The sequence below is a fragment of the Shewanella cutis genome (assembly GCF_022410515.1).
Lineage (GTDB): Bacteria > Pseudomonadota > Gammaproteobacteria > Enterobacterales > Shewanellaceae > Shewanella > Shewanella cutis.
The window spans coordinates 229570-255997 of the sequence record NZ_JACSDI010000001.1 but is presented as its reverse complement, the minus strand read 5'-3'; the positions used below and the strand labels follow the sequence as shown (position 1 = coordinate 255997).

17 protein-coding genes and 3 pseudogenes are annotated in these 26428 nt (G+C 39.8%); 11 read left to right on the top strand and 9 right to left on the bottom strand.

The features are described 5' to 3' along the window. The first annotated feature begins 1 nt into the window (after window position 1). The 11 genes from H9J30_RS01285 to glmM all read left to right on the top strand — a co-directional run bounded on the left by H9J30_RS01285 (window position 2) and on the right by glmM (window position 12807). A complete protein-coding gene (locus H9J30_RS01285) occupies window positions 2–535 on the top strand; it encodes a serine acetyltransferase (RefSeq protein WP_240129352.1) in 534 nt (177 codons plus the stop codon). Then, entirely contained in the window at window positions 532–1785 is a 1254-nt protein-coding gene (gene wzy, locus H9J30_RS01280) for an oligosaccharide repeat unit polymerase (protein WP_240129351.1), read from the top strand. The genes H9J30_RS01285 and wzy overlap by 4 nt, the downstream gene beginning before the upstream one ends. 19 nt (window positions 1786–1804) lie before the next feature. Continuing rightward, entirely contained in the window at window positions 1805–2782 is a 978-nt protein-coding gene (locus H9J30_RS01275) for a polysaccharide deacetylase family protein (RefSeq protein ID WP_240129350.1), read from the top strand. After that, the gene (locus H9J30_RS01270) at window positions 2775–3536 is read left to right on the top strand and encodes a formyl transferase (protein ID WP_240129349.1); all 762 of its coding nucleotides are present in this window, start codon (window positions 2775–2777) and stop codon (window positions 3534–3536) included. Before H9J30_RS01275 ends, H9J30_RS01270 begins: the two co-directional genes overlap by 8 nt. 30 nt (window positions 3537–3566) lie before the next feature. Beyond that, window positions 3567–4688, top strand: a complete 1122-nt coding sequence (locus H9J30_RS01265; RefSeq protein WP_172591636.1) for a glycosyltransferase family 4 protein — start codon at window positions 3567–3569, stop codon at window positions 4686–4688. After that, window positions 4688–6619: an asparagine synthase (glutamine-hydrolyzing) gene (gene asnB / locus H9J30_RS01260; RefSeq protein ID WP_240129348.1), complete on the top strand. Its 1932-nt coding sequence runs from the start codon at window positions 4688–4690 to the stop codon at window positions 6617–6619. The genes H9J30_RS01265 and asnB overlap by 1 nt, the downstream gene beginning before the upstream one ends. After that, on the top strand, window positions 6616–7749 hold the full coding sequence (locus H9J30_RS01255; RefSeq protein ID WP_172591634.1) for a glycosyltransferase family 4 protein: 1134 nt from the start codon (window positions 6616–6618) through the stop codon (window positions 7747–7749). The genes asnB and H9J30_RS01255 overlap by 4 nt, the downstream gene beginning before the upstream one ends. A gap of 35 nt (window positions 7750–7784) precedes the next feature. Continuing rightward, window positions 7785–8714 (top strand): UDP-glucose 4-epimerase family protein, encoded by a 930-nt coding sequence (locus H9J30_RS01250; RefSeq protein WP_240130039.1) that lies wholly within the window; start codon window positions 7785–7787, stop codon window positions 8712–8714. 5 nt (window positions 8715–8719) lie between these two features. Continuing rightward, window positions 8720–9274 carry a sugar transferase gene (locus H9J30_RS01245; RefSeq protein ID WP_240130038.1) on the top strand — a complete coding sequence of 185 codons (555 nt, stop codon included), beginning with the start codon at window positions 8720–8722 and terminating at the stop codon, window positions 9272–9274. 131 nt (window positions 9275–9405) lie between these two features. Continuing rightward, window positions 9406–11346, top strand: a complete 1941-nt coding sequence (locus H9J30_RS01240) for a polysaccharide biosynthesis protein (protein ID WP_240129347.1) — start codon at window positions 9406–9408, stop codon at window positions 11344–11346. 108 nt (window positions 11347–11454) lie between these two features. Continuing rightward, window positions 11455–12807: a phosphoglucosamine mutase gene (gene glmM, locus H9J30_RS01235; RefSeq protein ID WP_240129346.1), complete on the top strand. Its 1353-nt coding sequence runs from the start codon at window positions 11455–11457 to the stop codon at window positions 12805–12807. A 516-nt stretch (window positions 12808–13323) separates the two neighbouring features. Here glmM and H9J30_RS01230 read toward each other — a convergent pair. The 9 genes and pseudogenes from H9J30_RS01230 to H9J30_RS01190 form a co-directional block, all read right to left on the bottom strand. Then, window positions 13324–13539: pseudogene (locus H9J30_RS01230) on the bottom strand (IS110 family transposase); the annotation flags it as partial. A 255-nt stretch (window positions 13540–13794) separates the two neighbouring features. Beyond that, the gene (locus H9J30_RS01225) at window positions 13795–15327 is read right to left on the bottom strand and encodes a hypothetical protein (protein WP_240129345.1); all 1533 of its coding nucleotides are present in this window, start codon (window positions 15325–15327) and stop codon (window positions 13795–13797) included. A gap of 427 nt (window positions 15328–15754) precedes the next feature. Further along, window positions 15755–16936 (bottom strand): annotated as a pseudogene (locus H9J30_RS01220) (ISAs1 family transposase). Between the two features lie 271 nt (window positions 16937–17207). Continuing rightward, a pseudogene (locus H9J30_RS01215) lies at window positions 17208–18064 on the bottom strand (IS5 family transposase). A 171-nt stretch (window positions 18065–18235) separates the two neighbouring features. After that, window positions 18236–19402 carry a tyrosine-type recombinase/integrase gene (locus H9J30_RS01210; RefSeq protein ID WP_240129344.1) on the bottom strand — a complete coding sequence of 389 codons (1167 nt, stop codon included), beginning with the start codon at window positions 19400–19402 and terminating at the stop codon, window positions 18236–18238. 413 nt (window positions 19403–19815) lie between these two features. Next, on the bottom strand, window positions 19816–21318 hold the full coding sequence (locus tag H9J30_RS01205; protein ID WP_240129343.1) for a hypothetical protein: 1503 nt from the start codon (window positions 21316–21318) through the stop codon (window positions 19816–19818). A gap of 7 nt (window positions 21319–21325) precedes the next feature. Next, entirely contained in the window at window positions 21326–24271 is a 2946-nt protein-coding gene (locus H9J30_RS01200) for a hypothetical protein (protein ID WP_240129342.1), read from the bottom strand. After that, window positions 24264–25874 carry a site-specific integrase gene (locus H9J30_RS01195; RefSeq protein ID WP_240129341.1) on the bottom strand — a complete coding sequence of 537 codons (1611 nt, stop codon included), beginning with the start codon at window positions 25872–25874 and terminating at the stop codon, window positions 24264–24266. The genes H9J30_RS01200 and H9J30_RS01195 overlap by 8 nt, the downstream gene beginning before the upstream one ends. Further along, window positions 25874–26182: a hypothetical protein gene (locus tag H9J30_RS01190; RefSeq protein ID WP_240129340.1), complete on the bottom strand. Its 309-nt coding sequence runs from the start codon at window positions 26180–26182 to the stop codon at window positions 25874–25876. Before H9J30_RS01190 ends, H9J30_RS01195 begins: the two co-directional genes overlap by 1 nt. Window positions 26183–26428 lie beyond the last annotated feature (246 nt).

Here is a 26428-nt window from a genome sequence, read left to right as displayed (position 1 = left end):
AATGAGTATTAGATATTTAAAAGAAGACTTGGCTTTTTCTGCGCAAACAAACCGCTCCCTCGTTTTACTAAAACATGCTCTTGTTTCTCATACAGTTCATTTGACTATTTTATTTAGAGCTGGTCAATCGCTTTGTAAGATCCCATATTTAGGTGTTGCAGCACGTATTATCATCGAATACTTAATTAGGGTTATTTATTCAAGTGATATTTCATGTAGGGCCAAGATTGGACCTGGCTTGTCTATAGTCCATGGGCATGACATCGTTATAGGTGCCGATGTTGTAATAGGACGTAATACCAAAATTTTTAATGGTGTTACTTTTGGTAATAAAGATATATCTCAAACTAGTTTTGGTAATCAACCTTCAGTCGGGGATGGTTGTATATTTTGTACAGGGGCGAAAGTACTTGGCTCTGTTAAAATTGGCAATAATGTAATAGTTGGTGCTAATTCTGTTCTTTTACAGGACTGCGACGATCATGACATTGTTGCTGGTGTGCCTGCAAAATTTATAAAGAAATCGAAATTATGAGTCTTGCGAAGGAATATGTTCCATGGTTGTTTGGTTTTATTTTTGTAAATGTAATAGCAACCTTTATTATGCTTGATAGTAATGAGTTAATAGGAGACCTAAAAGGAACCGTTGTCTCAAACCCATATATATTATTGCTGTCTTTATTTCTTATTGTTCTTACATATTTTTTTCTAATGTGGCCATTTTTTATTAGTGTTTTTTCAGTAAAAATTAAAAAGTTAAAATTTAATAGAGATGAAAATGACATATCAGTAAGACTGGGTTTTTTTATTCTTTTTATACAGGTTTGCTTTTTTTTGTTTAATAGTTATTACGGGGTTAATGTTGCTGGTACAAATAATAAAACAGCCGATACACCACTCGCACTCATCTGGGTTATAATACCTGCTGATGCTTTATTTGTTGTATATTATGCTTTTTATCGTGACAGCAAGTTTTTCAAAGTAAACTTAATTTTCTGGTTGTTCTCAAATATTATTCGTGGTTGGGCCGGTGTAATTTTGTTTGTTATTTTTTTCGAATGGTGTCGTTTAGTAAGAAGAAATACATTAAGCTTCACTAAAATACTTGTCGCAGTTCTGCTCGTGCTTATACTTTATCCACTGTTAACAATTGCGAAATGGGTTATAAGAGCAAGTGGAGGTAGAAATTTATCGTTTGAAGTTCTATATGATGCTGTTTTAAAAAATTTAAATGAACAAAGTTATCTTGATTTAATTTATTTTGGGCTTGAGCATATAATAGGCAGGCTACAGCTTACCTCGATATTGAATGAAATTATAAATATGAAAGAAAAACTTCAGTTTTTATATCAGAAAAATGATTTTCAGCCTTTTTGGATGGAAGGTCTTCATGGTATATTTATTGAAAGGTTATTCTACGGAGAAAAAAACCGTAATCTTGGGGTCGCATTTACCGAATATGCAAATTTTAACTGGATTTTTGAGGTTGGTGATTGGAATATAAATGTTTCTTTACCAGCCTGGTTTTTTATTAGTCCATGGTTTTCTGTTTTATATATCTTATACATTTTTTTCCTGTGTTTTTTTTCCGTTTTCCTTGTTAAATTAATAGGTCAAACAAACAGTGCTAGAGACCTTATCTGGCTTAGTTGGCTTGTGTATTTGGTTCCTCTATGGCTGGGAACTTTTGTTGCTCTAATTTATGCACTTTTTGTATTTTTATTGCTGAAGTGTTTTTTCGCGACGAAGGTACATCGAAATGCTAGTAGTACATTATTGCAATAATTCAGTCAGGAGCATGTAAATGGCTATTAATTATGGTGTTTTCACCATATCCTTAGATTTTGAAATGTATTGGGGTGTTCGTGATAAGAGAGCTATTTCTGATTATTCAGTAAATTTAGAAGGTATTCGACCTGCTATTGCTGGTATGTTGGATATATTTACCGAGTTCAAGGTTCACGCTACTTGGGCTACTGTTGGCTTTCTTTTCTTTAGGAATTCTGAACATTTGTTAGCGAATTTACCTAAGGCTATTCCAACATACACTGATATTAATCTATCTCCCTATGAATACATAAAAAATAAAAAGCTTGATGACCGTTATCATTTTGCACCTGATTTAATTCAAAAGATAATTTCTACAAGTGGACAAGAAATTGCTTCACACACTTTTTCACATTATTACTGTCTTGAAGATGGTCAGACGATTGACCAGTTTGAAAGTGATTTGGCTTTGGCCGTAGATACCGCGTCGGCACTTGGCTATAAGCTTTCAAGCTTAGTGTTCCCACGTAATCAATGGAATTCAGAATATCTTTCAGTTTTAAATAAATACAATATAAAATCATTTCGCGGCAATGAATTAAACTGGATGAATTCGGCATCTGGACAAGAGGGGCAGAGTTACTTTAAAAGAGCTGCTCGTCTATTAGATTCATATATTAATATTTCTGGTTTCAACACTCATAATATTTCTACGTGTTTAGAAAATAAGCCATTTAATTTCCCGTCAAGTAGATTTTTAAGGCCTTATAATAATAAATTATCTTTTTTAGATTGTCTTAAATTACGTCGTATAAAAAAAGCGATGACTCATGCTGCAAAAAATAATGAGTTATTTCATTTGTGGTGGCATCCCCATAATTTTGGAGCTGAGACATCGAAAAACTTAGATATGCTAAGAGAAATACTAGACCATTATCAGTTCTTAAATAAAAATTTCGGCATGCGTTCTCTTAATATGGAAGAGTTAAGTTTTTTGGAAAAAGCATATGATTAAAGTTTTACTTCTTTGTGGTAACAGTCAGTCTTCAAGAATTGTCTATAACAGCTTAAAAGATGTGTTTTTATTTGAGCTTGTCATTGTTGAAAACAAGCCATCTAGCAAATTAATGATAAAACGAAGAGTTAAAAAGTTGGGCTTTTTAAGAACTTTCGGCCAGGTTTGCTTTATATTTTTCAATAAACTCCTTTCGATCATCGACAAAAATAAGATTGTTAAATTGCTTGATAAATATCAGCTGAGCGATGAATATTTTCCCAATGCCAATGTCAAAAACGTTTCGAGTATTAATGAACCTGATGTAGTTGCTTTGATAAAATCTGTAGCTCCAGATGTAATTGTTGTAAATGGAACGAGGATTATCAGTAAAAAATTAATTAATTCAGTTGGTGTGCCAATGATTAATACGCACATGGGTATTACACCCAAATACCGTGGAGTTCATGGTGGCTATTGGGCACTTGCTAATGACGACACCCAGAATTGTGGTGTTACTGTGCATTTAGTCGATGAAGGTGTAGATACAGGCGGTGTGCTTTATCAAGATACAATTAAACCTTCCTCAGAGGATACCTTTAATACGTACCCTTTGCATCAAATCGCAGCGGCTATACCACTCATCAAGAAAGCTATCGTTGATATATATAACCGCGATGTAAAAACACAACCAGGTATTGAACCTTCTATATTGTGGTATCACCCAACGTTATACCAGTATTTTTATAACCGGATGATTAAAGGTGTCAAATAACTATTTTTGTCGCTGTTATTAAGGTTTTTAATGAATATTATACATGTTATTGTAGGTTTGCCTGCTAGCGGTGCGGAATTATTTCTACAGCGATTATCTTTTGAACAACGTAACGCAAATTACCATATCACCGTTATCAGTTTAACAACTGAAGGCACCCTTGGCGAAGCACTCAGGTCTCGTGGTGTAAACGTATTGTGCTTAGGTTTAAGCGGTGTTCTATCTGTTCCCCAAGTTGTTTACAAATTAAGAAAGCACATATCGAACATTCGGCCGGATATAATACAAAGTTGGATGTATCATGCAGATTTTTTCAGTAGCCTTGCAATGTTCGGTCTAAACAAAAAACTTATCTGGTCTGTTCGTTGCTCTAATATTCCTGCAGGAAGTTACTTTACATTAGCCCTAATGAAAATTTGCTCTCTGTTGTCCTATGTGTCTCCTGCGAGAGTTTGTTATGTTGCTGAAGCATCGAAAGTTTTTCATCAGTCTCAAGGATATTCTCCAAAAATTTCCATAACCATCGCAAATGGTTATGACTTTAGTAGTCTTGTTTATAATGAAAAAAAGAGAAACTCTTTTAGAGAAAGTCTTTCATTAGATAAGCATGTAACCGTTTTCGGTCTTGTTGGCCGGTTTCATAAAGATAAAGGTCAAGATATTCTGTTAGAAGCTTTTTCAAAACTGAAAGCGGATATTAGCAATTACAAAATTTTACTTGTTGGTCGAGAGTGCAACAATGATAATCATCAGCTTGTTAACTTAATTAATAGTTATGGATTAGATGAAAATGTTATCCTTCTTGGCGAACAGAATGATATTCCTGGTTTGTTGAGTGCAATGGATATTTATGTTATGAGTTCTCGTACTGAAGGCTTTCCAAACGCATTAGCGGAGGCCATGTCTATCGGTTTACCATGTATTGCAACGAATGTTGGAGATGCTGCATTACTTGCTGATAAATACGCTGTTTTGTCGGAAGCCAATTCTAATTCTTTAGCTGATGCTATTCTAGCAGTGGTCAACATGCCTGTCGAACAGCGTAAAATGCTTGGTATTCATGCTGCTGACCACGTGAGAAAATCATTTTCTATAGTTGAAATCAAAAAACTTTACGATCAGCTATATCATTCTTTGTTGGAGAAAAAATAGTGTGTGGTTTTGCCGGATTTTTTAATACTTCAAATTTAACAGACCATACGCGAATTCTTGAGTGTATGGGTCTGGAGTTATTTAATCGTGGACCAGATAGTTTTGGTATTTGGTTCAATTCCGATGACCGTATTGGTCTTGTACATCGTAGGTTGGCAATTGTTGACTTGTCCGCAGCAGGTCATCAGCCAATGACTTCCGATTCTGGCCGATACATTATCTCTTATAATGGTGAAATTTATAACCATCAAGAATTACGTGATGAATTAGAGAGTATTCAGCAGTATCACTGGCGCGGTCATTCCGATACCGAGACTCTTTTGGCTGCTATTGAGCAATGGGGTTTAAAGATCACACTGCAAAAAGCTACTGGTATGTTTGGTATTGCTCTTTGGGATACTATAAATAAAGAACTTTATCTTGCTCGTGATCGATTCGGTGAAAAACCTGTATATTACGGGTTACACAAAGATACATTTATTTTTGCTTCACAATTAAATGCCTTCAGAGCTTATCCTGATTTTAAACCGGAAATAAATCGGGATTCTATAACATTGCTCTTAAGACACAACTATATCCCCGCGCCATATTCTATATATAGTGATATACATAAACTTTTGCCAGCTACCATTTTGAAAATGGATTCAAACAAAAATATTTCGTTAGAAACTTACTGGTCAGCAAAAGATATCATGTCAAATGCTAGTTCTACTGAAACAGATTTACCTGTTGGGAAGCAAGTTGAAGCTTTAGAAAGTACTTTGAAAAAAGCAGTTGCCTTACAAATGTCTGCTGACGTTCCTCTGGGAGCTTTTTTATCAGGAGGTGTTGATTCATCCCTTATTGTTTCTTTGATGCAAGCTCAATCAGACAAACCAGTTAAAACATTTTCAATTGGATTTGATGATCCTAGGTTTAATGAAGCAGTATTTGCCAAAGAGGTTGCTAAACACTTAGGCACTGAGCACACTGAGTTGTATTTGACAGCAGAAGATGCCCTAGAAGTTATTCCTAAGCTTGCTGATATTTATGATGAACCTTTTTCGGATTCATCACAGATTCCAACTTTTCTTGTATCAAAAATTGCGCGTCAATATGTAACTGTATCTTTGTCTGGAGATGCCGGTGATGAACTATTTTGTGGTTACAACAGGTACTTGATGACTTCAAAAGTTTGGAAAAGATTATCTGTACTACCAGTTTTTTTACGTTCTTTTTTAGCAAATGTATTTACCTTTGTTCCAGTTAATGTCTGGAATCTGTTCGGTAAATTGCTACCGTCTCGCCCACAGCTAAGTAATTTGGGTGATAAATTACATAAAGCTGCAGCTGTGCTTGCGTGCCGTGATGTTGAGCAATTATATTTGGGGTTGGTTTCTCATTGGCAAAATCCAGAGCGGGTTGTGCTTGGGGGTAAAGAACCCCTTACCGTATTGACAGATCCTAAGCGTAAAGCTAACTTTTCTGATCCTATTTTGCAAATGATGGCGCAAGATACCTTGAGTTACTTGCCAGATGATATTTTGGTGAAGGTTGATCGGGCTGCAATGGCCGTATCGCTTGAAACTCGAGTGCCTTTCTTGGATCATTCTGTACTAGAACACGCGTGGCGTTTGCCGTTAGATTTAAAGCTGAGAGATGGCAAAACAAAATGGTGCTTGCGTGAAATTTTGTACAAATATGTCCCCAAAGATTTAATTGAACGCCCCAAAATGGGTTTTGCGGTACCACTTGATGCATGGTTGCGTGGGCCTTTGACGGTTTGGGCAGACAACCTACTCGCCGCGGAGCGTTTGCGCCAAGAAGGCTTTTTTGATGCAGAGTTAATTGATCGGATGTGGCAAGAACATAAAAGCGGTAAACGTAATTGGCAATATCAATTATGGGATATTTTAATGTTCCAGTCATGGTATGAGAAATATCATAAATGAGACCCAAAATTCTCTTTGTTGTAAATGTGGATTGGTTTTTTGTCTCGCACCGTTTGCCTATTGCCGTTGCAGCACAAAACGTTGGCTATGATGTTCATATAGCTTGTCAGGTAACCGATAAAAAACAGGAGCTTGAGGATTACGGTTTTACAGTTCACTCAATAAATCTTGAACGAAGCGGCACTTCGGTATTGAAAGAATTTCAGACCATGTTATCTATATATCGTCTGACAAAAAAAATTTCGCCCGCGTTAATGCATATGATTACTGTCAAACCCGTCATATACGCCGGTATAGCCGCGCGTATTTTGGGTGTATCTAAAGTTGCATCCATATCCGGTTTGGGTTTTGTTTTTATAGCTGAAGGTTTCAAGAGTAAACTGTTAAGATCGTTAATTACCATATTGTACAAATTAGCGTTAAATGACGGTAAGTCTCGTGTCATTTTTCAAAATGATTCAGATAAAGGCCTGTTCATTAGACGGGGTATTATCAGTGATTCAAATACATTACTTGTCCGTGGGTCAGGTGTTGATCTGGATAAATATAAGGTTAAACCTGAACCGGAAACATATCCTGTTATTGTATTACTTGCACGTTTACTGATTGATAAAGGCGTTTTGGAGTTTGTTCAAGCTGCTGAAATTTTAAAGTCAAAAGGTGTTCCCTGTAAAATGGTGCTTGCAGGTGATACTGATGAAAACCCCAAATCAGTGAGCAAAATTCAGATAGCTGATTGGGTTAATAAAGGGATTGTAGAATATTGGGGATATTCAAAAGATGTTAACTCAACTTATGCAAATTGCCATATTGCCGTACTTCCTAGCTATAGAGAAGGTTTACCGAAATCTTTGATTGAAGCTGCTGCTTGTGGTCGAGCCGTTATCACTACTGATGTCCCAGGATGCCGTGACGCTATTACACCTAATAAAACTGGTTTATTAGTTCCTGTGAAATCGAGTTTAGAGTTGGCATTAGCGATCGAAACCTTATGTAACGATTCAAAATTACGGCAAAGTTTAGGCCAAGCAGGACGTCAGTTAGCTGAGCAAGCTTTTGATATTAAATCGGTGATACAAATACACCTCAATCTTTATGCAGATTTATTAAAAGGGAAGCCTTCTGTCTAACTTCTGATCGTTGTTAGCAAGGCCGGAAGATGATCATGCCTACACAATCGATATTACTCACAGGGGCTACTGGCTTTTTGGGTAAACAAATTTTGCGGCAATTACCGCAGGCCACTCGCGTGTTTGGTCGCACAAAACCGGCGCGAGATTGCCTTTTTTTTGCAGGTGAACTGACAGCAAATACTGATTACAGATCTGCGTTGAGCGGAGTTGATGTTGTCATCCACTGCGCAGCGAGAGTGCATGTCATGAATGAAACTGCAAATAATGCTGCGCAGTTATATCAAGAGGTGAATACCCACGCGACCTTAGCTCTGGCCGAACAAGCCGCTGCAGCCGGCGTTAAGCGATTTATTTTTATCAGTACCATAAAAGTCAATGGTGAAGCAACGATTGCAGGTCAGTTATTTCGCGCAAGTGACGCACGGCAGCCGTTGGATCATTATGGTGAATCCAAAGCCAAAGCAGAAATTGGCTTATTCGATATTGCGCGAAAAACTGATATCGAAGTAGTTATTATTAGGCCGCCGTTAGTTTACGGCCCAGATGTTAAAGCCAATTTTGCCACAATGTTGAACTTGGCAAAGAAGAACCTTCCTCTGCCATTCGGTGCTATTCATAATAAGCGTAGCATGGTTGCATTGGATAATCTTGTTGATTTAATCGTGACTTGTATTGAACATCCCAATGCCGCTAATCAAATTTTTTTGGTCAGCGACGATCAGGATGTTTCCACCACAGAGTTGCTTAAACTGATGACCGGTGCTGCAGGCAAAAAGCCACGCCTGCTACCTGTGCCCATGGCGTGGTTGAGACTCGCTGGAAAGGTAACCGGCAATCAGGCGATTATTGACAGGTTATGCGGCAATTTGCAGGTGGATATAACCCACACCAAAAATACACTCAGTTGGCAGCCACCAATTACCGTTGAAGAAGGTGTCAGGCGCTGTTTTGTAAAGGAATAATCATGTTGATTCGTTTAATTGATTTTCTCGCAGCCTTTTTCGGGTTGTTATTGCTATGGCCAATATTGGTCGTCGTCACCATCATTGGTTTGTTTGATACTGGTTCGCCGATATTCATTCAAACCCGGGTGGGTAAACATAAAAAGCCATTTAACTTAGTTAAGTTCCGTACTATGAGTAAAGATACCGCATCGGTGGCGAGCCATCTTGCGAGTAACGCAGCGATCACAAACTTTGGGCGATTTCTACGCAAGACTAAAATTGATGAATTACCGCAGCTCATTAATGTGCTTAAAGGCGAGATGAGTTTGGTTGGCCCACGGCCTAACTTATTTAACCAAGTGGAATTGATCGCTGAGCGTGATACGTTAGGTGTATATAACGTATTGCCTGGTGTGACAGGGTTAGCGCAAGTGCAAAATATTGATATGTCTACGCCTAAATTGCTTGCTCAAACTGATAAGCAAATGATCGATACCTTAACCTTAGGTCGATATTTTAAGTACATTCTTATGACAGCTACAGGCAGTGGTAGTGGTGATGCAGTTAAACCAAGTTAGATATAGCATTTGGATTTAGCTGTAACTCGTTATCTCATGTATACTCATTTGCTCGAAAGACTTGATGCCTGTTATCAATGCATAAGCCGTTACTAAACTTCATGAATTACTTAATTAAGTTGGAGCAAAAGATGGATTTTTTGCAGTTTTTATTTTCATTAAAGCGGTCACAAAAGCGTTTAGTCAGCGTGGCGATTGACTCAGTGTTTTTGCTTTTTGCCTTTTGGTTTGCGTTACTCGTTCGCTTGGACTCTGTTGATGTATTGTTTAAATCTCAGTATTGGGGATTGATTGCGTTAACTATCCCTATCAGTATTGCTGGGTTTGTGAGGCTAGGGCTTTATCGCGCAGTGCTACGTTATATTGGTTCGCAAGCGTTTACTGCAATCGTTGCGGGTGTCGGTATTTCTACCATAGCCCTTGTTTTACTTGCCTATTATGGCGGGGTGGATTTACCTCGCACAGTGCCATTTATCTATGCAGCTTTTGCTCTCGTTTTTGTGGGCGGCGCGCGTGCACTCATGCGTTCATTAGTCGGTGCCGGAATTAATCGCCGCGGTGAGCCAGTCATTATTTATGGTGCTGGTGTGAGCGGGCGACAAACCGCGATTGCACTTGCACAGAGCCATGAATACCATCCGGTTGCGTTTGTTGATGACGATGAAAACTTGCATAACACCTCGATTCAAGGTTTGCACGTTTATGCGCCGCATCAACTTAGTAAGCTGATAAAACAGCGACCTACAACCCGTGTGTTGCTGGCAATGCCGAGTGCATCGCGTTCACGTCGTCAGGACATTATTAATCAGCTTGAGCCATTAACTGTTAGGGTGATGACCTTGCCTGCCATGGCTGACTTAGTGAGTGGTGATAAGTTATTTAGTGATGTGAAAGAAGTCGAAATCGAAGATTTATTGGGTCGTGATTCTGTTGCGCCAAGACAGCATTTATTGACTGCGAATATCAAGAATAAAGTAGTTATGGTTACAGGTGCCGGTGGTTCTATCGGCTCAGAGTTATGCCGCCAGATTTTAAAACAGTTGCCTAAACAATTAGTTTTATTCGAGTTATCTGAGTTTGCGCTTTATTCGATTGAGCGTGAACTCTCTGCGACTGCCATTGAGCTGGGTATAGATGTTGAAATAGTCCCAATCATGGGCTCTGTGCAGCGTGAAAACCGTGTGCAAGCGGTGATGCAGGCGTTTAAAGTACAGACGGTTTATCATGCCGCAGCTTATAAGCATGTGCCTTTAGTTGAGCATAATGTGGTTGAAGGCGTGCGTAATAACGTATTTGGTACTTTATATACCGCGAGAGCTGCGATTGCAGCAAAAGTCGAAACCTTTGTGTTGGTTTCTACCGATAAAGCGGTGCGCCCTACAAACGTGATGGGTACCACTAAACGTATGGCGGAACTGGCATTACAAGCATTAGCAAAAGAGGAGCATCACACTCGTTTTTGTATGGTGCGTTTTGGTAATGTTCTGGGGTCTTCTGGTTCTGTTGTGCCATTGTTCCGTAAGCAGATCGCTAATGGTGGTCCTGTAACTGTTACTCACCCTGAAATCACGCGCTTTTTTATGACGATTCCAGAAGCATCACAGCTGGTTATTCAAGCGGGTGCTATGGGTAAAGGCGGCGATGTCTTTGTACTTGATATGGGGAAATCGGTCAAAATCGTTGATCTTGCGACAAAAATGATCCGCTTAAGTGGTTATGATGTGAAGGATGAAGCAAATCCCAATGGTGATATCGCGATTGAATTTACCGGCCTTCGTCCTGGTGAAAAACTGTATGAAGAGTTACTGATTGGCGATGATGTGACAGGTACAGACCATGAGCGGATTATGACCGCGAATGAAATTTACTTGCCATGGGCTGAATTAGAGTTAATTTTGAATCGTTTGGATAAAGCATGCCATGAGTTTAATCATGAAGCGATTCGTGAGATTTTACTTGCGGCGCCTACCGGTTTTGCCCCAACTGACGGTATTTGCGATTTAGTTTGGCAGCAAAGGAAATTATTTAAACCTGCTGATACAAAAGCGAAAGTGGTGACGTTAGTATCTTGATTCAATGTCTTATATGATTTAAATGTTGAAAAGTTGAATTTTTTAAAGCCAAATCCTCACGGGTTTGGCTTTTTGGCTTTTTGTCTTTTAGCGTTTTAAGGATTTTGTATGTCTAGGAAGTATTTTGGTACTGATGGCGTGCGTGGCAAAGTGGGTTCTTTTCCTATTACGCCAGATTTTGCGATGAAGTTAGGCTGGGCGGCTGGCACTGTGTTGGCGTCCACTGGCACTAAAGAAGTGTTGATTGGTAAAGATACCCGCATTAGTGGTTATATGCTGGAATCGGCAATGGAAGCGGGGTTTTCAGCCGCTGGTGTCAATGTGGCATTAATTGGCCCCATGCCAACACCCGCAGTGGCGTATTTAGCTTCAACTTTTAGGGCCGATGCGGGCGTGGTGATCAGTGCTTCCCATAATCCTTTTTATGATAATGGTATTAAGTTTTTTTCAAACACAGGCACTAAGCTAAATGATGTACAAGAGCTTGAAATTGAAGCGCTATTAGAGCAAGCATTTGAGCATAATGCGCTGCAATGTGTCGCTTCTGAAAAACTGGGTAAAGTGCGTCGCATTGATGATGCTGCCGGTCGTTATATTGAGTTTTGTAAGGGGACGTTCCCGAATCATTTAAGCTTGGCGGGACTAAAGATTGTCGTCGATAGCGCCCATGGAGCGGCCTACCATATTGCACCGAATGTGTATCGCGAGTTAGGGGCCGAGGTGATTAGCATTAACGACAAACCCAACGGCGTGAACATTAACGATCATTGTGGTGCAACACATTTAGATAGCTTGCAATCTGCGGTGATGATCCATGAAGCGGATTTAGGAATTGCATTGGATGGTGATGCCGACCGAGTCATGTTTGTTGATCATAATGGCCATGTGGTTGATGGCGATGAGATTTTGTTTATTTTGGCACAAGCGGCATATCAAAAAGGTGAGATACAGGGCGGGGTGGTTGGTACGCTCATGTCGAATCTCGGATTAGAACTGGCACTCAAACAAATGGATATTCCTTTTGTGCGGGCTAAGGTTGGTGACCGTTATGTAGTTGAACAACTTAAAGAAACTGGCTGGAAACTTGGCGGTGAAGGTTCTGGACATATTTTGAGCTTACAGCATGCTTCCACAGGTGATGGCATAGTGGCGTCTTTGCAGGTGCTCAAAGCCATTCTAGAGTCAGGCAAACGTTTAGCCGATCTTAAAGCTGGCATGACGAAATTACCGCAAGTGCTTATCAATGTGCGTTTAACCTCTGGCAGTGCTGATAGTATTTTGGCTAAAGATAGTGTTAAACAAGCTGTGCTAACCGCGGAGGAAGTTTTAGGAGATAAGGGGCGAGTATTATTGCGTAAATCCGGAACTGAGCCCTTAATTCGAGTGATGGTTGAGTCCACAGATTTTAGCTTGACTCAACAACAAGCTGAATATATAGCTCAGGCAGTAAACGCGACATAGGGAGGAGCTAGAATCTAGGGCGTTGCTTCGCAACTGCTAGTACGCAGCAAAAAGCGCTGCTTTTAGTCCCTAGCGCTTACCGCTTTTCCTTTGTGGCTTTACCGTAATCGGTGAGCTAATGATTGCACGAATACAGAAGGTTGAATAACGCAGGAGCAGTTTTCGAGCGTTCTGTCAAACGTCAACCTTCTTGGTTCTTTCCACTGTGAGCGCAGTTCCTAGGGCAAGAAATATTCAATGCGTCTAAAACAACTTGAAAGACACCGTGGTAACTGATTAATATTGTTTACCCTTTTGGATTGTTACAATCGATAATCTATATTTAGACTAAATTTGGCCTTGCTGTTTGCCGCTTGATATGATTACGCTCACTGAATGGAGTTATCTTATTTTTCCATCAACCAGCTAGGGTCTGTTGATCTTTGCTGTACAAATGTTGTTAAGCAATACATCGGCAGTCACATTAACATAGTTCACTCTAATTTGATGATTAATTTTAAAATAATCAAGGGATTCTTCAGCGCTGTGGCCCAACAGCTCAAATTCTCTGGCCCAGTAATTTGCTCCACTACAGGCTTCCATCACAATCAGACACGGCTCAATTTGAGCTAGAAAGGGAAGTAAGTCCTTGCGTCTAAGCATTTTCTTTTTGATTACCTTGCCTGCTTTATCGACACCAACAGCATGAAAAACAGACTTTGCGATATTTAAATCAATTATAGTAATCTTCATAAATGGACCCTTCCTCTTTCTGATGAGTTTTAGCAACTACATCGTGACCCATTGCGAGGCCGATTAAAAGTGGATGGGTCCATTCCATTAACCATGATATCGCCACGGCATTTTTTATCTGCGTACTTCGACAGCTTCGCAGGGGAAGGTGAACTTCTGAACTTTCAGCATTATTTTAAAAATTACGAACGATCCATCTTACTAAAATTTTAAATGGATGAATCGTTAATTTTTTTCAAATTTTAACACCTGTTTTTAATGACTAATACAAACCCCTGACTCACAATTTGGTAAATCTGACCAAAATAACACGTTATCCTCTTTCACTATATTTAACTTCATCATAACTTGCACTAACGGTGATTTTAGAGCCTCTTCCCTATCAGTAATATCTTCAGACGATGTAAACACAATGAAATCAACATTATCAGCTGGAATAGTAAAATATAAAGAGCTGGCTACCCCTGCGACTTTGTCAGGAATCATTCCTGTCATTAACAATAACTCGAAAGAAACTGAAGCCGGAATATTGGTTATATCTTCAAAGCTAGAAATAATATAATCATTAATATCTTCACCACGTGGGTGCCCCTTGAAGAACAGATCATAATCCCGACCTAAGTAATAAGGGCTGGTTTCATTAATTGCATTGTTAATTACATTAACCTGTTGTTTTGCATAGAACTCCCTGGTTTCACCTCCAGCCCAAGTGGTAGTGCCAGTAAATACAAAATTTGGTAATGAGGATGAATCATATTGACTTTGAAGTTTTGCTTTATCGAATCCAACAATGCTTAATAGTAATTTTTGCTTATACAATGGCATTTTCGAAAATTGGTCCCATTGCATTTGAGTCAATGAATCCCCTAAATATTCACGGAAATCATTTAACTTCGGTTCAACATCTAAGTAATCTTTACGTAAAAAATTATAATTCACATTATAAATTCTATGCCAATTATAACGAGCACTCATAGCCTGTGGTCGAACATCACTTTCTCCATCAAGATAAGATTTTAACAGAATCGAATCTCTATCAAGAAGTTCAATCTTACTATCACTTTCTTTCCAAGAATATAAATCCATATATTCGAATGAACCATCGTCATATAAATTAATCTTTGAGATTGTCGCATTGGCGGATGATTTTAACGCTTTTATTATTGGCGACAAATTTGTAATAGAGACAGCAGTATTGGAGAATAATTTAACATTAACCCTATTTTTATTTTTTGCATAATTAACAATAGCATCAATAAATTGGGTTGATATATTATTATTTACAATATTGAAAAATTTTGCATTCAAAATATCCTGTGCAGTCTCTGATAATTTAACTCGTTCCCAAGAAACAAATCTCTTTGTTGTGTCATCTTTATCATGTTCTTCTACCATATGCATTAGTTGTTGCAAGGTTGGTAATGAAGCATGATCTATGTATACCTCAACCGTAGGTGCCACAACAGTTACATCATAAGACTTGACATATGTATCATTTCCTTTGTGACCTGTAAATTCAAAGCAATATTTTTGATCTTTATCTGATTCAGGAGCTAAAAAATCAATACTTAATGAATTTTCATCTTGATTATTTAAAACTGGCACTCCACAGACTTGTACCCATTTAAAAGAATCATAGCTTGTATCAATTAAATACGGTTCAAGTGTGTAATATTGATTCTCAACTATTGTTAAATTTTCTTTTTGTGTATTAACTACGCGCGATGGTGAATCACTACCACACCCATTTAAAAATATAAAAATAAAAAATATCCATGCAAACTTCATATGATCACTCATTAAAAATTAAAATAAAGATTGTAAATTAAACTTATAAATCAAAATTTTGTTAAATTTTTTTGTTGCTTTCTAACAGAGCAAGCGAATAGGTTTAATTTCATTTGAAACCGTTTTCAGTTAACAAATTATGTTATACAACTTCTCCATTCTCTTTTCAGTAAACTAACTATAAAATAAAATAAAATAAAATAAAATAAAATAAAATAAAGTGAAGTGAAAAATTGCTTCATTTATGGGATTGCAGTATTAAATTCCAAACTATTTTGGATATTTACTGATTCTGGCGTGAACAGAGCAAAAATATTTTTGAAAAAATTTAATAAAACTATTCAATTTATTCTTAATATTGCTACTACAAAGCACAATCTGTAAATTTCTTTTAATTATAAATTAAAGTTAATCTGACATCCTTGACTCAAGTCACAATAAAACATATACATATATGGCTCAGGGTTTTCGCATGAATGTGCGTTAATTGACCATTGATGCAAATCCAGCCAACAAGGACGCTCTCCAGAAACAACGGATTCATCGTGCAGCGTTTCTGCTCCATTGGCATGCTGATTTGGGTAGACTCGGCTCGCAGCATGTTCAGCGACCTATGACGCAGACAAGCAACATTTTCTGCCGCATTCTCCCGATAAATTTGGCAGGCATCCTTGCCAAATGTGACATCAAGGATCCAATGCATCGCCTCCATGCCCCAATGTGCCCTGATCGCTTGACAGGCTTCCTCTGCCGTTAACGCTTTGGAACTGATGTAATCTCGGTATTCCAGGATCGGTTTTTTGCCTTTTTCGGCTTGGAAATTTTCCACCATGACAATGCTAGATAGCTCTGTCCAACTGGAAAAGTTACCTTCCATTTGCTCTGCACTGAGTACGTGACATGTTCGGGATTCTACTCGACCGTGATGCTTTTCTGTTTGCCATTGGTCCATGTCTACGCCAGCTTGCCTATGTGAGCTAAAGGCTGCTCGCACTGCCTTGGCCAACCGTTCCTGATTGCCCTTTACCGCCAATAGATAGTTGCCACCTTACTGGACGATGGCTTTGGCTATGTTGGTTTGACAGGCCATCGCATGAATGATGACGAGAGCGCCGCGAAGATCTAGTATTTGGATAAGCTCAGGGATAGCAGTTATCTCGTTGCTTTTGTTGTCGGTTTTCAGCTGTCCCAACACTATCTGATTTGTCGATGCATAGGCGCTGATCATGTGAATCGTGCTGTAGCGATAATCTCGGTTGTAAGAACCCCGCAGGGTTTTACCATCAATGGCGACGATCTCTCCCTGAGTCAGGCTGTGCACCGCCTGCATCCAATCGAGAAAACATTGCCGAAAGGCCTGTGGTACAATGGTGGCGATAAGGCGTGCGAAGGTGTCATCGACCGGGACACCTTTTTCAAATAACTGGTGACGGCGAATCCATTCATGGTGACCCAGAACGTATTCACGAATGTCCGTCCAACCACGAGCCCCCGCAATTACGGCACAGAGTGCACCAAACAGAAAATCAAATAATGGATAGTCGAGCTTGGCACTCTGCCGATTGTCTTGGATGATACTGAAATGTGTTTTAATACTGTCGATAATCATGTTGGTACTCCCAAAAAGAGAGCATAAGATCACAGTTCGAGCTACAGTTCAATCAGATGGAGGTATTGGTCAATAAACATTCATGATCTTGCCCTTTATATGGGCACCTCTGGGTTAACAAGGTAAATATCTACTTTATTTAAACCATATTTATATGGGTTGTTGCCTAAATCAATCTTAGGTATGCCTTTTCCTAACAGGGTTCCTAGTATTAATTGACCCTCTGGCCAATAGGCATACCTAGTCCTATGACTTTGTTCATCACTTTCACTCAAGCCAATGCCTCACCGACTTAGCCGTTGTAGTCACGCAGGTTCAATTTCGGGCTAATCAGCTGCTTATAACAATACATAGCCGTATCTGACAGGGAACCTTGGTGATAGTCATTCTCTTGCTTCCATCGTTTGAGGTCATCGCTTTTCAACGCCCTGACGGCCTCGTTTCTGGGGTGACCATCTTCCCAATAACCCGCATTTTTCGCGGCGGTATCGTAGACTTACCCCCTCTGCATTTCAGCAGCTTATGACAGTTTTAGGTGTCATAAGCACCATCAGCTGAAACTTGTTTTACCTTGCGCCTTAGCGGGTTTAATAACGTTGGTAGAACCTTACTATATGCCACACTCTCTAAACTGACCTCGGCGGCGATAACTTCATGTGTGGCAGCATCTATAGCAAGATGTAACTTACGCCAAGTGCGGCGTTTTTCCTTATCATGTTTACGCATTTTCCATTCACCTTCGCCATATACTTTCAGCCCTGTGGCATCGACAACTAAGTGAGCAATCTCGACTCAGCTAGGGTTGCGGTAGTTAATTTTGACTGTCTTTGCCCGCTTGCTGATGCAACTGTAACCGGGTGAAGTTAATTGCACATTCATCAAACTAAACGCTGAGCTCTGAAAGCCTTCTAGAGCTCGCAAGGGAAGATTAAACAAACCTTTGAGCATCAAGGCGGTTTCTATCGCCGTATTACGGTATTGAAATCCCCGACCTCGACCACCATGATGTTCAGTGTTGTGCCAGAGGTTGAGCGCCTGCTAGTCTTTCCAAAAAGTCAGTGAGCCCCGGTTAGTCAACGCCTTGTGATATTCCGGCCAATTGGTGATGCGATGCTTGGATTTGCCCATCTGATAGCGGTTCCTGCGTGGTATTCACAAGATCTGATCGCATCTGAGGCGGAAGGTTTATTCATTTAGGCAACAACGGCTGTTCACAGCTGAAAATAATTTAGTGTGATCACCGACTGCTGCCGATGATCTCACCCAACATGTGAATACTCACTTACAGCTCAGAATGTTTTACAGCATGTTTTCGTTTCGCATGAGTTTATCAAATGCGTTGCCATCGCTTCGGGATGCGTTTGCAACATATGGTGCATACACATCAAATAATAACCGTGTATCACTGTGGCCAAGCATTTGAGAGATATACAGTGGATTTTCTAGGGCTGCGATATGCAGCACTGCCGCGGTGTGACGAGTTTCATAAGCTCGTCGACGTTTCAGTCCCGCTTTAATGAGTGTCGGGTACCATAATTTTTTGCTAACAAAATGGGTATCCAGTGGCGCATCTGATTTGCCAGTAAACACAAAGCCTGACTCTGACAATGCCAAATTTTTAATGCGTTTAAAGGCATCGTATACCGTGTCACACATCTTAAGATCACGCCTAGATTTTGGTGTTTTCACATCACATACTTCACCATTCACCCAGTTTTGCCGTATGCGAATTAAGCGGTGATCAAAATCAACATGTTGCCACTCTAATCCATGAATTTCACAACTGCGCATGCCGGTCCAAAACCGAATGATGAAGTAATCTTTCCATTCGTGAGGGACGTGGGATAGGAAAAGTTTAACCTCCTTTATCGTCATCGGATGAGACTCAGCTTTTTCTTCTTTAAGTGAGCGATAGCGTCTCAATGGGTATTCAAATTTATATTCTTCTGCCGCGAGGCTTACCATGGAGACGATAGGCCACAGTAAGTTATTAATGCGCCGATTAGATAATTGACGGGTATTATCTGCCTTTACCATTTGCATTAACTGCTGACGATAAAAATCGATCTGCGATAGGGTGATCTCATTCATTAATGTATTGCCAAATTGTGGGATCAGATACTTATCTAAAACGTTTTGCATGGTGTTTCTATAGCTATTTTTCCACGTCGCCTTTTTGCGTTCAAACCACTGATAGGCAAAGTCATTGAAAAATGGATATTCACGATCAGGATGTTTCTCACGCTGCAACTGCTCAAATTGAGCGACTTTTTTACTTTGGGGGAAATAGTCACGGTATTGAAAGCTGCCTAAGTCTATCTCAGCGTTCATTTTTTTGAGTGTCGTCTTGGCTGTTGCAAGGTTTTTAGGTGTGGCCAGCATTTTTGTGCCTTCACGAAAACGGCAGCCATAAAGATGCATGTCGAACTGAATACGCCCATTGGGGCGCACACGAATATGAGCCATAGGTGGCCTCCATCAAATAGCACTGTCCCTATCCGATGGAATTCGTTAGAATTTCGCCATCGGCTGGGTGTCTGTTAATAGCGGTTCGCAGCCGATACGGGGGAGAGTGGTTGCAGCCGCTCTCTCCCAACTGCTTATTTATTAGGTTAACCGCACTTTTACATCGTGCAACTCAACCTGAAATGTCCCTTTCCCAATAGTTGCGGCTTGCCAACTATTGGTTAAAAACACACCTGTTAATATAACTAATACTGTTTATTTGTCCAGTTGTTTGTTTTAAATTGCTGCGCTTTTTAAATTGACCATTTGCCAATGAAAATTGTTGAGCACTTTAGCGGAAGCTTGTTGCCGCCATTTACCTCCCCTATACACAACCACACATAACCGTATTCAGTTTAAGGTTTAGGAGCTGACTAATCATCGGCAAATCCATATTCATCGATAATGGCTAAATCGCCACTGTTATCTGTGATGTTTTTTGAGTGCTTATTGCTTGGTTTATGTGCTAAGTCAGGATGAGTCGTTGGCGAATAAACATGGGTGTTTTTGAGTTTATCTTCTGTTTCTGCTGTGTATTCATCTTTAGACACAATGTCAGTAGTCAGGGCATTAATTTCATCTGGCACATCGCTTGGTTGTTCGGCAAACAAATCGAGTTCTCCTTGGCGCGATGGTGGCAAAATGTAGCGGTCATCGTAAGTGTTCAGGTACTCGTTTTTCAATTTTAGGTATGCAGATAACAAAGATTGTTCTGATACTAAGTTAAGGCTATCAAATGGTGCCATATCTTCTGGCTTGTCATAGAAATTGAGTTTCAGTTCACCATTTTGATTTTGAGTTAACGTAATGCGGATCTCGCCTCCTTTGGCGAAAATTTTTAACTTCATGTCTTTGAGAGTGCGAGGTGAATAAGAAAACAGCAATGCGTCGTGATGATGAAGGTGCTTGACGCTCACTTCGCGTATGAATTCCCTGCGTCCTGGCAACATGCATGAAAATAGTCTGTTGTTATCAAACAGTAGCATCGCAGTATTGAGCGATCTAACGCTGGTTTCTTTTAAGATCATGTTATTTAACTGTTTGAAATCGTATAAATTAGAGGCAAATTCAAGGAGTAACCTGCTGTCCTGCGTTATTTTTTGATGAAATTGATCTATGCCTTCCAGAGAGATACTTTGCGTGTGTTGGTCAGTTTTAAACGTGAGTAGTTCACCCTCTAAACAAAACGCTATGCTGCCTGTTTCAGAGTTCATATACAGCGTTTTAAGCGTTTGGCTTGCGGCTTCAGTCAAGGGGAGGGTATGAGGTAAGTCGATATTGTCTTGTAATCGTTTGGTCGTGACTTCACCATTTTTCTGAAAGCGGATCTCTTTTTCATTTTTTCTAAATTCAACAAAATCAAAGGGTATGAGTGAATTGGTTGAATTGATAATGTCAACAATCGAGCGTCTGTTCAGCTCATGATAAGCACGTTGAGTATTGGCCACCTGATATTGAATATGATTTTCATGAGCAGCGTCTAATTCAAAACGGGACATTGGGAAATGTATTGAATCATCAATCTTTTTGTCGTCTCTGAGTAATAAACAATACTCGATATTGATGTATTTACCATTTTTGTATCTGAGTTCAAAAATATACTGATTGGCTAGGGTATTAAACTCTTGCTGTTGCTCTTTCATGCACATGAAAAAATCGAAAGGGATCGAAAATTCGGCGTTCTTCAAACCATGGCCTTTTTCGAGAGGTATTTCGATTTGTCCGTATTGACCAGGGGCACCACCAATAAGGAGCATACGGCTGTTATCGCTGTCGATAAACACACTGATACATGCATCCGAATGATGTTTGTCTAGTGCATTTATCATGTTGATAAACAAGGGGGATTTGCTTTTCGAAATTATTAATTTTGACATAATACTCCTAGTTAGTCTGTTGAAAATGTGAGAGAAACAGCTGTGTTTGTTGAATGACAAATTGCAGATCCGCTAACTTAGCGTGCTGCTTATGAGGGGTTAGTTTGGTTTCACTCAATTTGGGCGTCAGAGTGATGGTCAGTTCGCTTTGACCAACAGGTTGTTTTTGAAGTGTTATTGTTTCACCCGATTGAGCAAAATTGTCTTTTAACCTGTTTAATAGAATGTCGATTTTTGTTTTTCTGTTCACAGTCAACACAAAGCTGGGCGTTAACCAGCGCCAGAGTGGCTGACGAAATACTGCTGCAAAATGTCGTGCATTTTTGACATTACACGCCAAGGTTAATGTCAATGCTGGATGTATGCCGTTGCTTAGCACGATTGCTGGCAAATTACTGAGCGCTGTGATTTGCGCTTTGGTCATTGGCAAGGATTGATATTTGCCTGGAGATTGCGAGATTTGGCTTAATAACGGCCAGTTAACCTCTTTTGCTTTTCGCATTTCAAGAAATAGATATTGAAGAAAGTCATGAGAAATTTTGTTGGCGTTACCAAGCCATTTTTGATGATATTTGACTGTGTCTTGTGCAATCGAGACTGTATGAAAATCGCTGAGTGGCTTTTGGGCGACACTATTTTTATTCGTCTTAAATAGATGTTGTCTCAGTGCTGTCTCTGTGAGTAAGACGTGGTTTTGACGCTTCTGGTTAATGCTTTTTGCTTGGTAATCAGTGCTGATTAAAGCGAGTTGACGTGATAGATCATTTGAGTCGTGTTTTAACCCCAGTAAATATCGCAATTCACTATGCGAGAATTCTCGAGGCTGTGATTCACCAAAGCCTGGCCGATAGAATGGGTAAAGCCAGTCTATATCGTGCAGATAGGACCAGCGAGTTGTTGCATAGTACTCGTGTCCGATTTGACGAGTGATTTCATCGAACAAAATCCCATCATTGCACAGTGAAAATGGTTGCCCTTCAAGCCAATAGTCAAATCGCGCAGCAAGCACGTCTCCATGGAGTAAGCGTTTCATTTGCTCAGTATTCGTGGTTTGCTCTGGTGGCAGATTGTATGCAAGGTGTAGTGCCTGCAGCATAAATAAATGTACGCCGCTATGACGCAGGTGATGAAACCGCGCTTGCTGGCCGCATATTGCTTTGATGCATTTAGTGACAGGTAATAAGTATTGTAACTGCCGTGAATGGTATGGCTCTTCTGTGAAGCCGATCAAATGCTGGTGAGGTTCACAAAGTTCACTGTTTTTTATCACAATTCTGACTAGAATCGCGAATTCTTCCGGTATGACGGTATAAACAACGCGTGAATGTCTGCTTTTGGTCGTCCCCTCCTTAGTATTTGTGATATTGAAACGAAACAACTGTTTATTAGCGGGATCAACAAATACATCCTTTAAACGAAGACGCAGTAACTCTCCTCGGCGCAACATTGCGAAATAGCTGATAATGACAGTGACTGCGCAAAATAACCTCTGCAATAACTCCCCGTAGGGTGGCGCGATGAGCTTTGCGACGATTTCATGCAACTGTTCTATTGAGATCCGAAACGGATCAACCCCGGGAGGGCAGAGTGGTGGTTCGAACTGGCTAATATCTAAATGGTCTGTGAGTGATTGGTGACGCATAAAGCGAAAAAAGTAGAGCATGATCAGTTGCTCCGTTTCCGTCGCTAAATTGTCATAAATGTTGTGGCTCCATTGTTGTAGTAGCTCTTGGTCTATTGCTTGGTCATAACTGAGCGGACTCGTGAATTTTAATTGAATATTGCAGTATTTTTTGATGGTGCTGTCTGCGAGTTTTTGCTTTTTTACCCCACCAAAAGAGATGAGTTCTAACGTGTATCGATAGAGCATTGTTGGCAGGATATTGTCTACAGGCCAATGAGTTAGCTCTTGGGCACATTCTGTAATCGTATTGCGATTGTTTTGCAGTTCGAGATGCGGCCATTTCTTCGATGCTTGATGGGCTTTAGGTATTGCGGTAACTGCCATTTCGTCATAATCGATGCCATAAATTCTCGCTAATTGTCGTTGTTGGTCCTTATTGTCAACCGAGACTAAAGGAGTTGCGACATGACGTTCTGGGTAACTAATATCTTTTAAGAATGAGGGAACGACATTATCGCGATAGTGCCAAACGGCTTGAAAAAGGTGCTGGTAATGACGAGAAACCTGAGTTGATATGGAGAATGACGTTAATAAGTTATCTAATCCTTTTAGCAATTGCTTTTCAGTTATGCTATGCGAATATGCCTGATATTCCGTCAATGATTGATAGACAAATAATGGCAGGTGATACCGGCTTGATTGTGGTAAACCGTCTTGGTTTGATGGCTTATCTAAGTGATTGATATTAAGATATGTTTGTCTTTCAATACGCTGAATACTGTCTTTGTCGTTAATGATGTTGACGAGATGAGCAATCGTTAGCGGCGCAATTTCAAGTGCTATAATCAATGCCATAAACTCGGCTGACAGTGCGGATCGCTGTTTCAAGAACTGAGTTTTGACGTTTTCATATTCACTTTGCAGTTTAAATGCATCGTTCGCTTGAGCAGTGATGCGTTCATACCATCTTAAATCAGGATCAGGCCAAGGCAGCTTTTTAACCTCAGGAGTTTGCCATTTCAGTGCTTCTTTGAGGTAGACAATAATGGCTTCAAGTGCAAGTTTGTAGTGACGTAACTTGCCTGTCGGAACCGAGCTGATGATTTTGTTGATGACCTGTAAATCTTGAAGAGTGATTTCACGCCTTTGGAGTTGGCAGGTTGATATGTGATTCGGCTTTTGAGCTGAAAGGCTTGAGACTTTGAGTGTTGGGTTAGGCCACTGGTTGAGCACCCAGGTAATGGCATCTATGCTAGCGTTAGACAAACCATGACGTTGGTGATAATTATAAACTTCAACAGGGTTTAATTTGTTGAATAAACTAGACATATTTCAACTCCTTTAACCCGTAACGAGCTGGCAGACTATCGAGAAATAAGTCTTGTTGTTTCATGCTTGCTGGAAATACATGGTCACTGCCCAGATGTTCACCGTACTCCGCGTGTCCCATTAAGCGATCAATTTGGTGTGTTGTCAGTTTATGGATAATGCTGGTGACGGCACTTTGCGCAAATTGATGACGTAATACATAGGGGACAATGCCATTAGCTCTTTGATGTAAAAATTGTCGCAGCGATTTTGCTGAGATTGCGATCGCTTGATTATTCGCATCATATAAACTCCATGCCCAGGGAAGATCATTAACCAAATTCAGCTTGGAATTGAGTTGTTGTTGCAACGAGATGTAATGCAGAATTTGTTGTCTCAGATAGTCACAAATTCTAATCTCGCGTTGAAAGCCCTTATCTGATACTGTCGTGCGGCGGTAATCATAGTGTGATTGTTTATTTATAGAGATAGCATGAGTAGGGCGCATGCCCGTAAGCACTATAAATAGCAGTGCAATATGGTTAGCGCAGAGATTGTGATAATGAATTAAATCGGCTTGAGTGGCTTTGTGATCAGGCTTAGATGAAGTTATCTCGTCATGAATATGGCGAAAAATCGCAACAATCTCACTCTCGGGGATAAGTCGCTTACTACCGAAAACCACGGACTCGTCTGCGTATTTTTCTAGGTCTTCACCAACCCATTTACTATGAAAACTCACACCCACTTTTGAACTTGTAATATTAGCGGGAATGTTTCTTTTGGCGTTGTCATTTAATAGTGAAATGCTGGGAAGTGTGGCATTACTTACTGCTGAACTCGACGAGAATGTGAGTGTCAACAACTTGCTCACACCTAGAGAGTTTGCATGATTGAATAATCGACTAAGATACCGATCTTGCGCGTGAAATAGCTCTGTACGAACGTGTTCACTGTTTTTTTGCTGATAAACCGCTGCATGTCGATGGTGCTGTATATCAGCAGGTAATAATAATGATTTAGTTAAACTGGATAGTTGATTATCTGTGCGAATACAGCGTGTTATGTACTTAAAAAACAATTGCTTTCTTATCGCTGGAAAGTGTTCGATCTCGGCAGGTTTTCGCCATTTGGCCATGAGCAGATTAAGCAATTGTTGTTTTTCAGCTGCCGTTAGCCATGAAACATTATAGCTGTGATTGCTAACGAAGGGTTTGAAAATGTGGATTATGCAATTAGGGATGGGTTGCCATTCGAATTTTTTATCGCCGCTTTGAGTAATGGTTGCACGTGCGTAATAGGTCCAAGACTTGCCATCCTCAAACTTCTGATTTTTGAATCGATGCGCTTCGCATGCATCACTATTTTTTACTTTATGACAGTCGGGAATATCATCTACTGTGATGGGTTTTTCACTGGCTCGAAGGAGAAAGTCATCTAACTGCTGAGTAAGCCATAAATACATCAAAACAACCAATAATTTGCCTGTGTTGGTGTCATGACTCTGTTTTTGGGCTTGATAAAACATCTTCATTAAGGCTGTGTTAGTACTGAGTCTATCTGGCATAACACCGCCGGAATTTTTTATCCTATTACTTTTAGCATTAGCTTGTAGCTTTCCCATTAATCATATCCTTTTCCGATATCTGAGGTATGAATTGCACTGGGAGAGAGTTGCGCTAAGAGCGCTAGTTGCATTTTAGATACAACTGGAGATTCCGCTTGTTTTGCAGCTTGATCTTGATGAGCCTGTGTAATACGGCATCGTGTAGACTTTGGGCAAGATAATGAAGGTGTAAGCGTGTTCAATGTGTTGATGGCATGTGGAATAGTGTTTTCATTGAACGCTATTTGAAGTGCAACAAAGTTGGCGGAGGTGAGGTTCTGTGAAAGTAAATTGAGCCGTACTTGTTTAGATTTCTCGATACACATAACCAAGCTCCAACATCCAAGTCTTAGATTAAATCATGAAAATATAAAATATCTTCAGTTTATGAACTGATTTTGTCAATGAAATAAGATTTCGCTGTTTATGTCTTTATTTTTTAAATTTGTTTTTCCTGTTGATTGTGGTTGTGAGGTTGCATTGACAGTGTTCGCTGGATAATAATACATAATTAAGTTGTTGTGCTACATATTTTTTTAGATGTTAGTAGGTGTAAGGATGCAGTTATCAGT

Excerpts from the sequence above, each read along its gene's own strand:
- H9J30_RS01285 (WP_240129352.1), top strand. The coding sequence starts at position 2 with ATGAGTATTAGATATTTAAAAGAAGACTTGGCTTTTTCTGCGCAAACA.
- wzy (WP_240129351.1), top strand. The coding sequence starts at position 532 with ATGAGTCTTGCGAAGGAATATGTTCCATGGTTGTTTGGTTTTATTTTT.
- H9J30_RS01275 (WP_240129350.1), top strand. The coding sequence starts at position 1,805 with ATGGCTATTAATTATGGTGTTTTCACCATATCCTTAGATTTTGAAATG.
- H9J30_RS01270 (WP_240129349.1), top strand. The coding sequence starts at position 2,775 with ATGATTAAAGTTTTACTTCTTTGTGGTAACAGTCAGTCTTCAAGAATT.
- H9J30_RS01265 (WP_172591636.1), top strand. The coding sequence starts at position 3,567 with ATGAATATTATACATGTTATTGTAGGTTTGCCTGCTAGCGGTGCGGAA.
- H9J30_RS01255 (WP_172591634.1), top strand. The coding sequence starts at position 6,616 with ATGAGACCCAAAATTCTCTTTGTTGTAAATGTGGATTGGTTTTTTGTC.
- H9J30_RS01250 (WP_240130039.1), top strand. The coding sequence starts at position 7,785 with ATGCCTACACAATCGATATTACTCACAGGGGCTACTGGCTTTTTGGGT.
- H9J30_RS01240 (WP_240129347.1), top strand. The coding sequence starts at position 9,406 with ATGGATTTTTTGCAGTTTTTATTTTCATTAAAGCGGTCACAAAAGCGT.
- glmM (WP_240129346.1), top strand. The coding sequence starts at position 11,455 with ATGTCTAGGAAGTATTTTGGTACTGATGGCGTGCGTGGCAAAGTGGGT.
- H9J30_RS01225 (WP_240129345.1), bottom strand. The coding sequence starts at position 15,327 with ATGAAGTTTGCATGGATATTTTTTATTTTTATATTTTTAAATGGGTGT.
- H9J30_RS01210 (WP_240129344.1), bottom strand. The coding sequence starts at position 19,402 with ATGGCTCATATTCGTGTGCGCCCCAATGGGCGTATTCAGTTCGACATG.
- H9J30_RS01205 (WP_240129343.1), bottom strand. The coding sequence starts at position 21,318 with ATGTCAAAATTAATAATTTCGAAAAGCAAATCCCCCTTGTTTATCAAC.
- H9J30_RS01200 (WP_240129342.1), bottom strand. The coding sequence starts at position 24,271 with ATGTCTAGTTTATTCAACAAATTAAACCCTGTTGAAGTTTATAATTAT.
- H9J30_RS01195 (WP_240129341.1), bottom strand. The coding sequence starts at position 25,874 with ATGGGAAAGCTACAAGCTAATGCTAAAAGTAATAGGATAAAAAATTCC.
- H9J30_RS01190 (WP_240129340.1), bottom strand. The coding sequence starts at position 26,182 with ATGTGTATCGAGAAATCTAAACAAGTACGGCTCAATTTACTTTCACAG.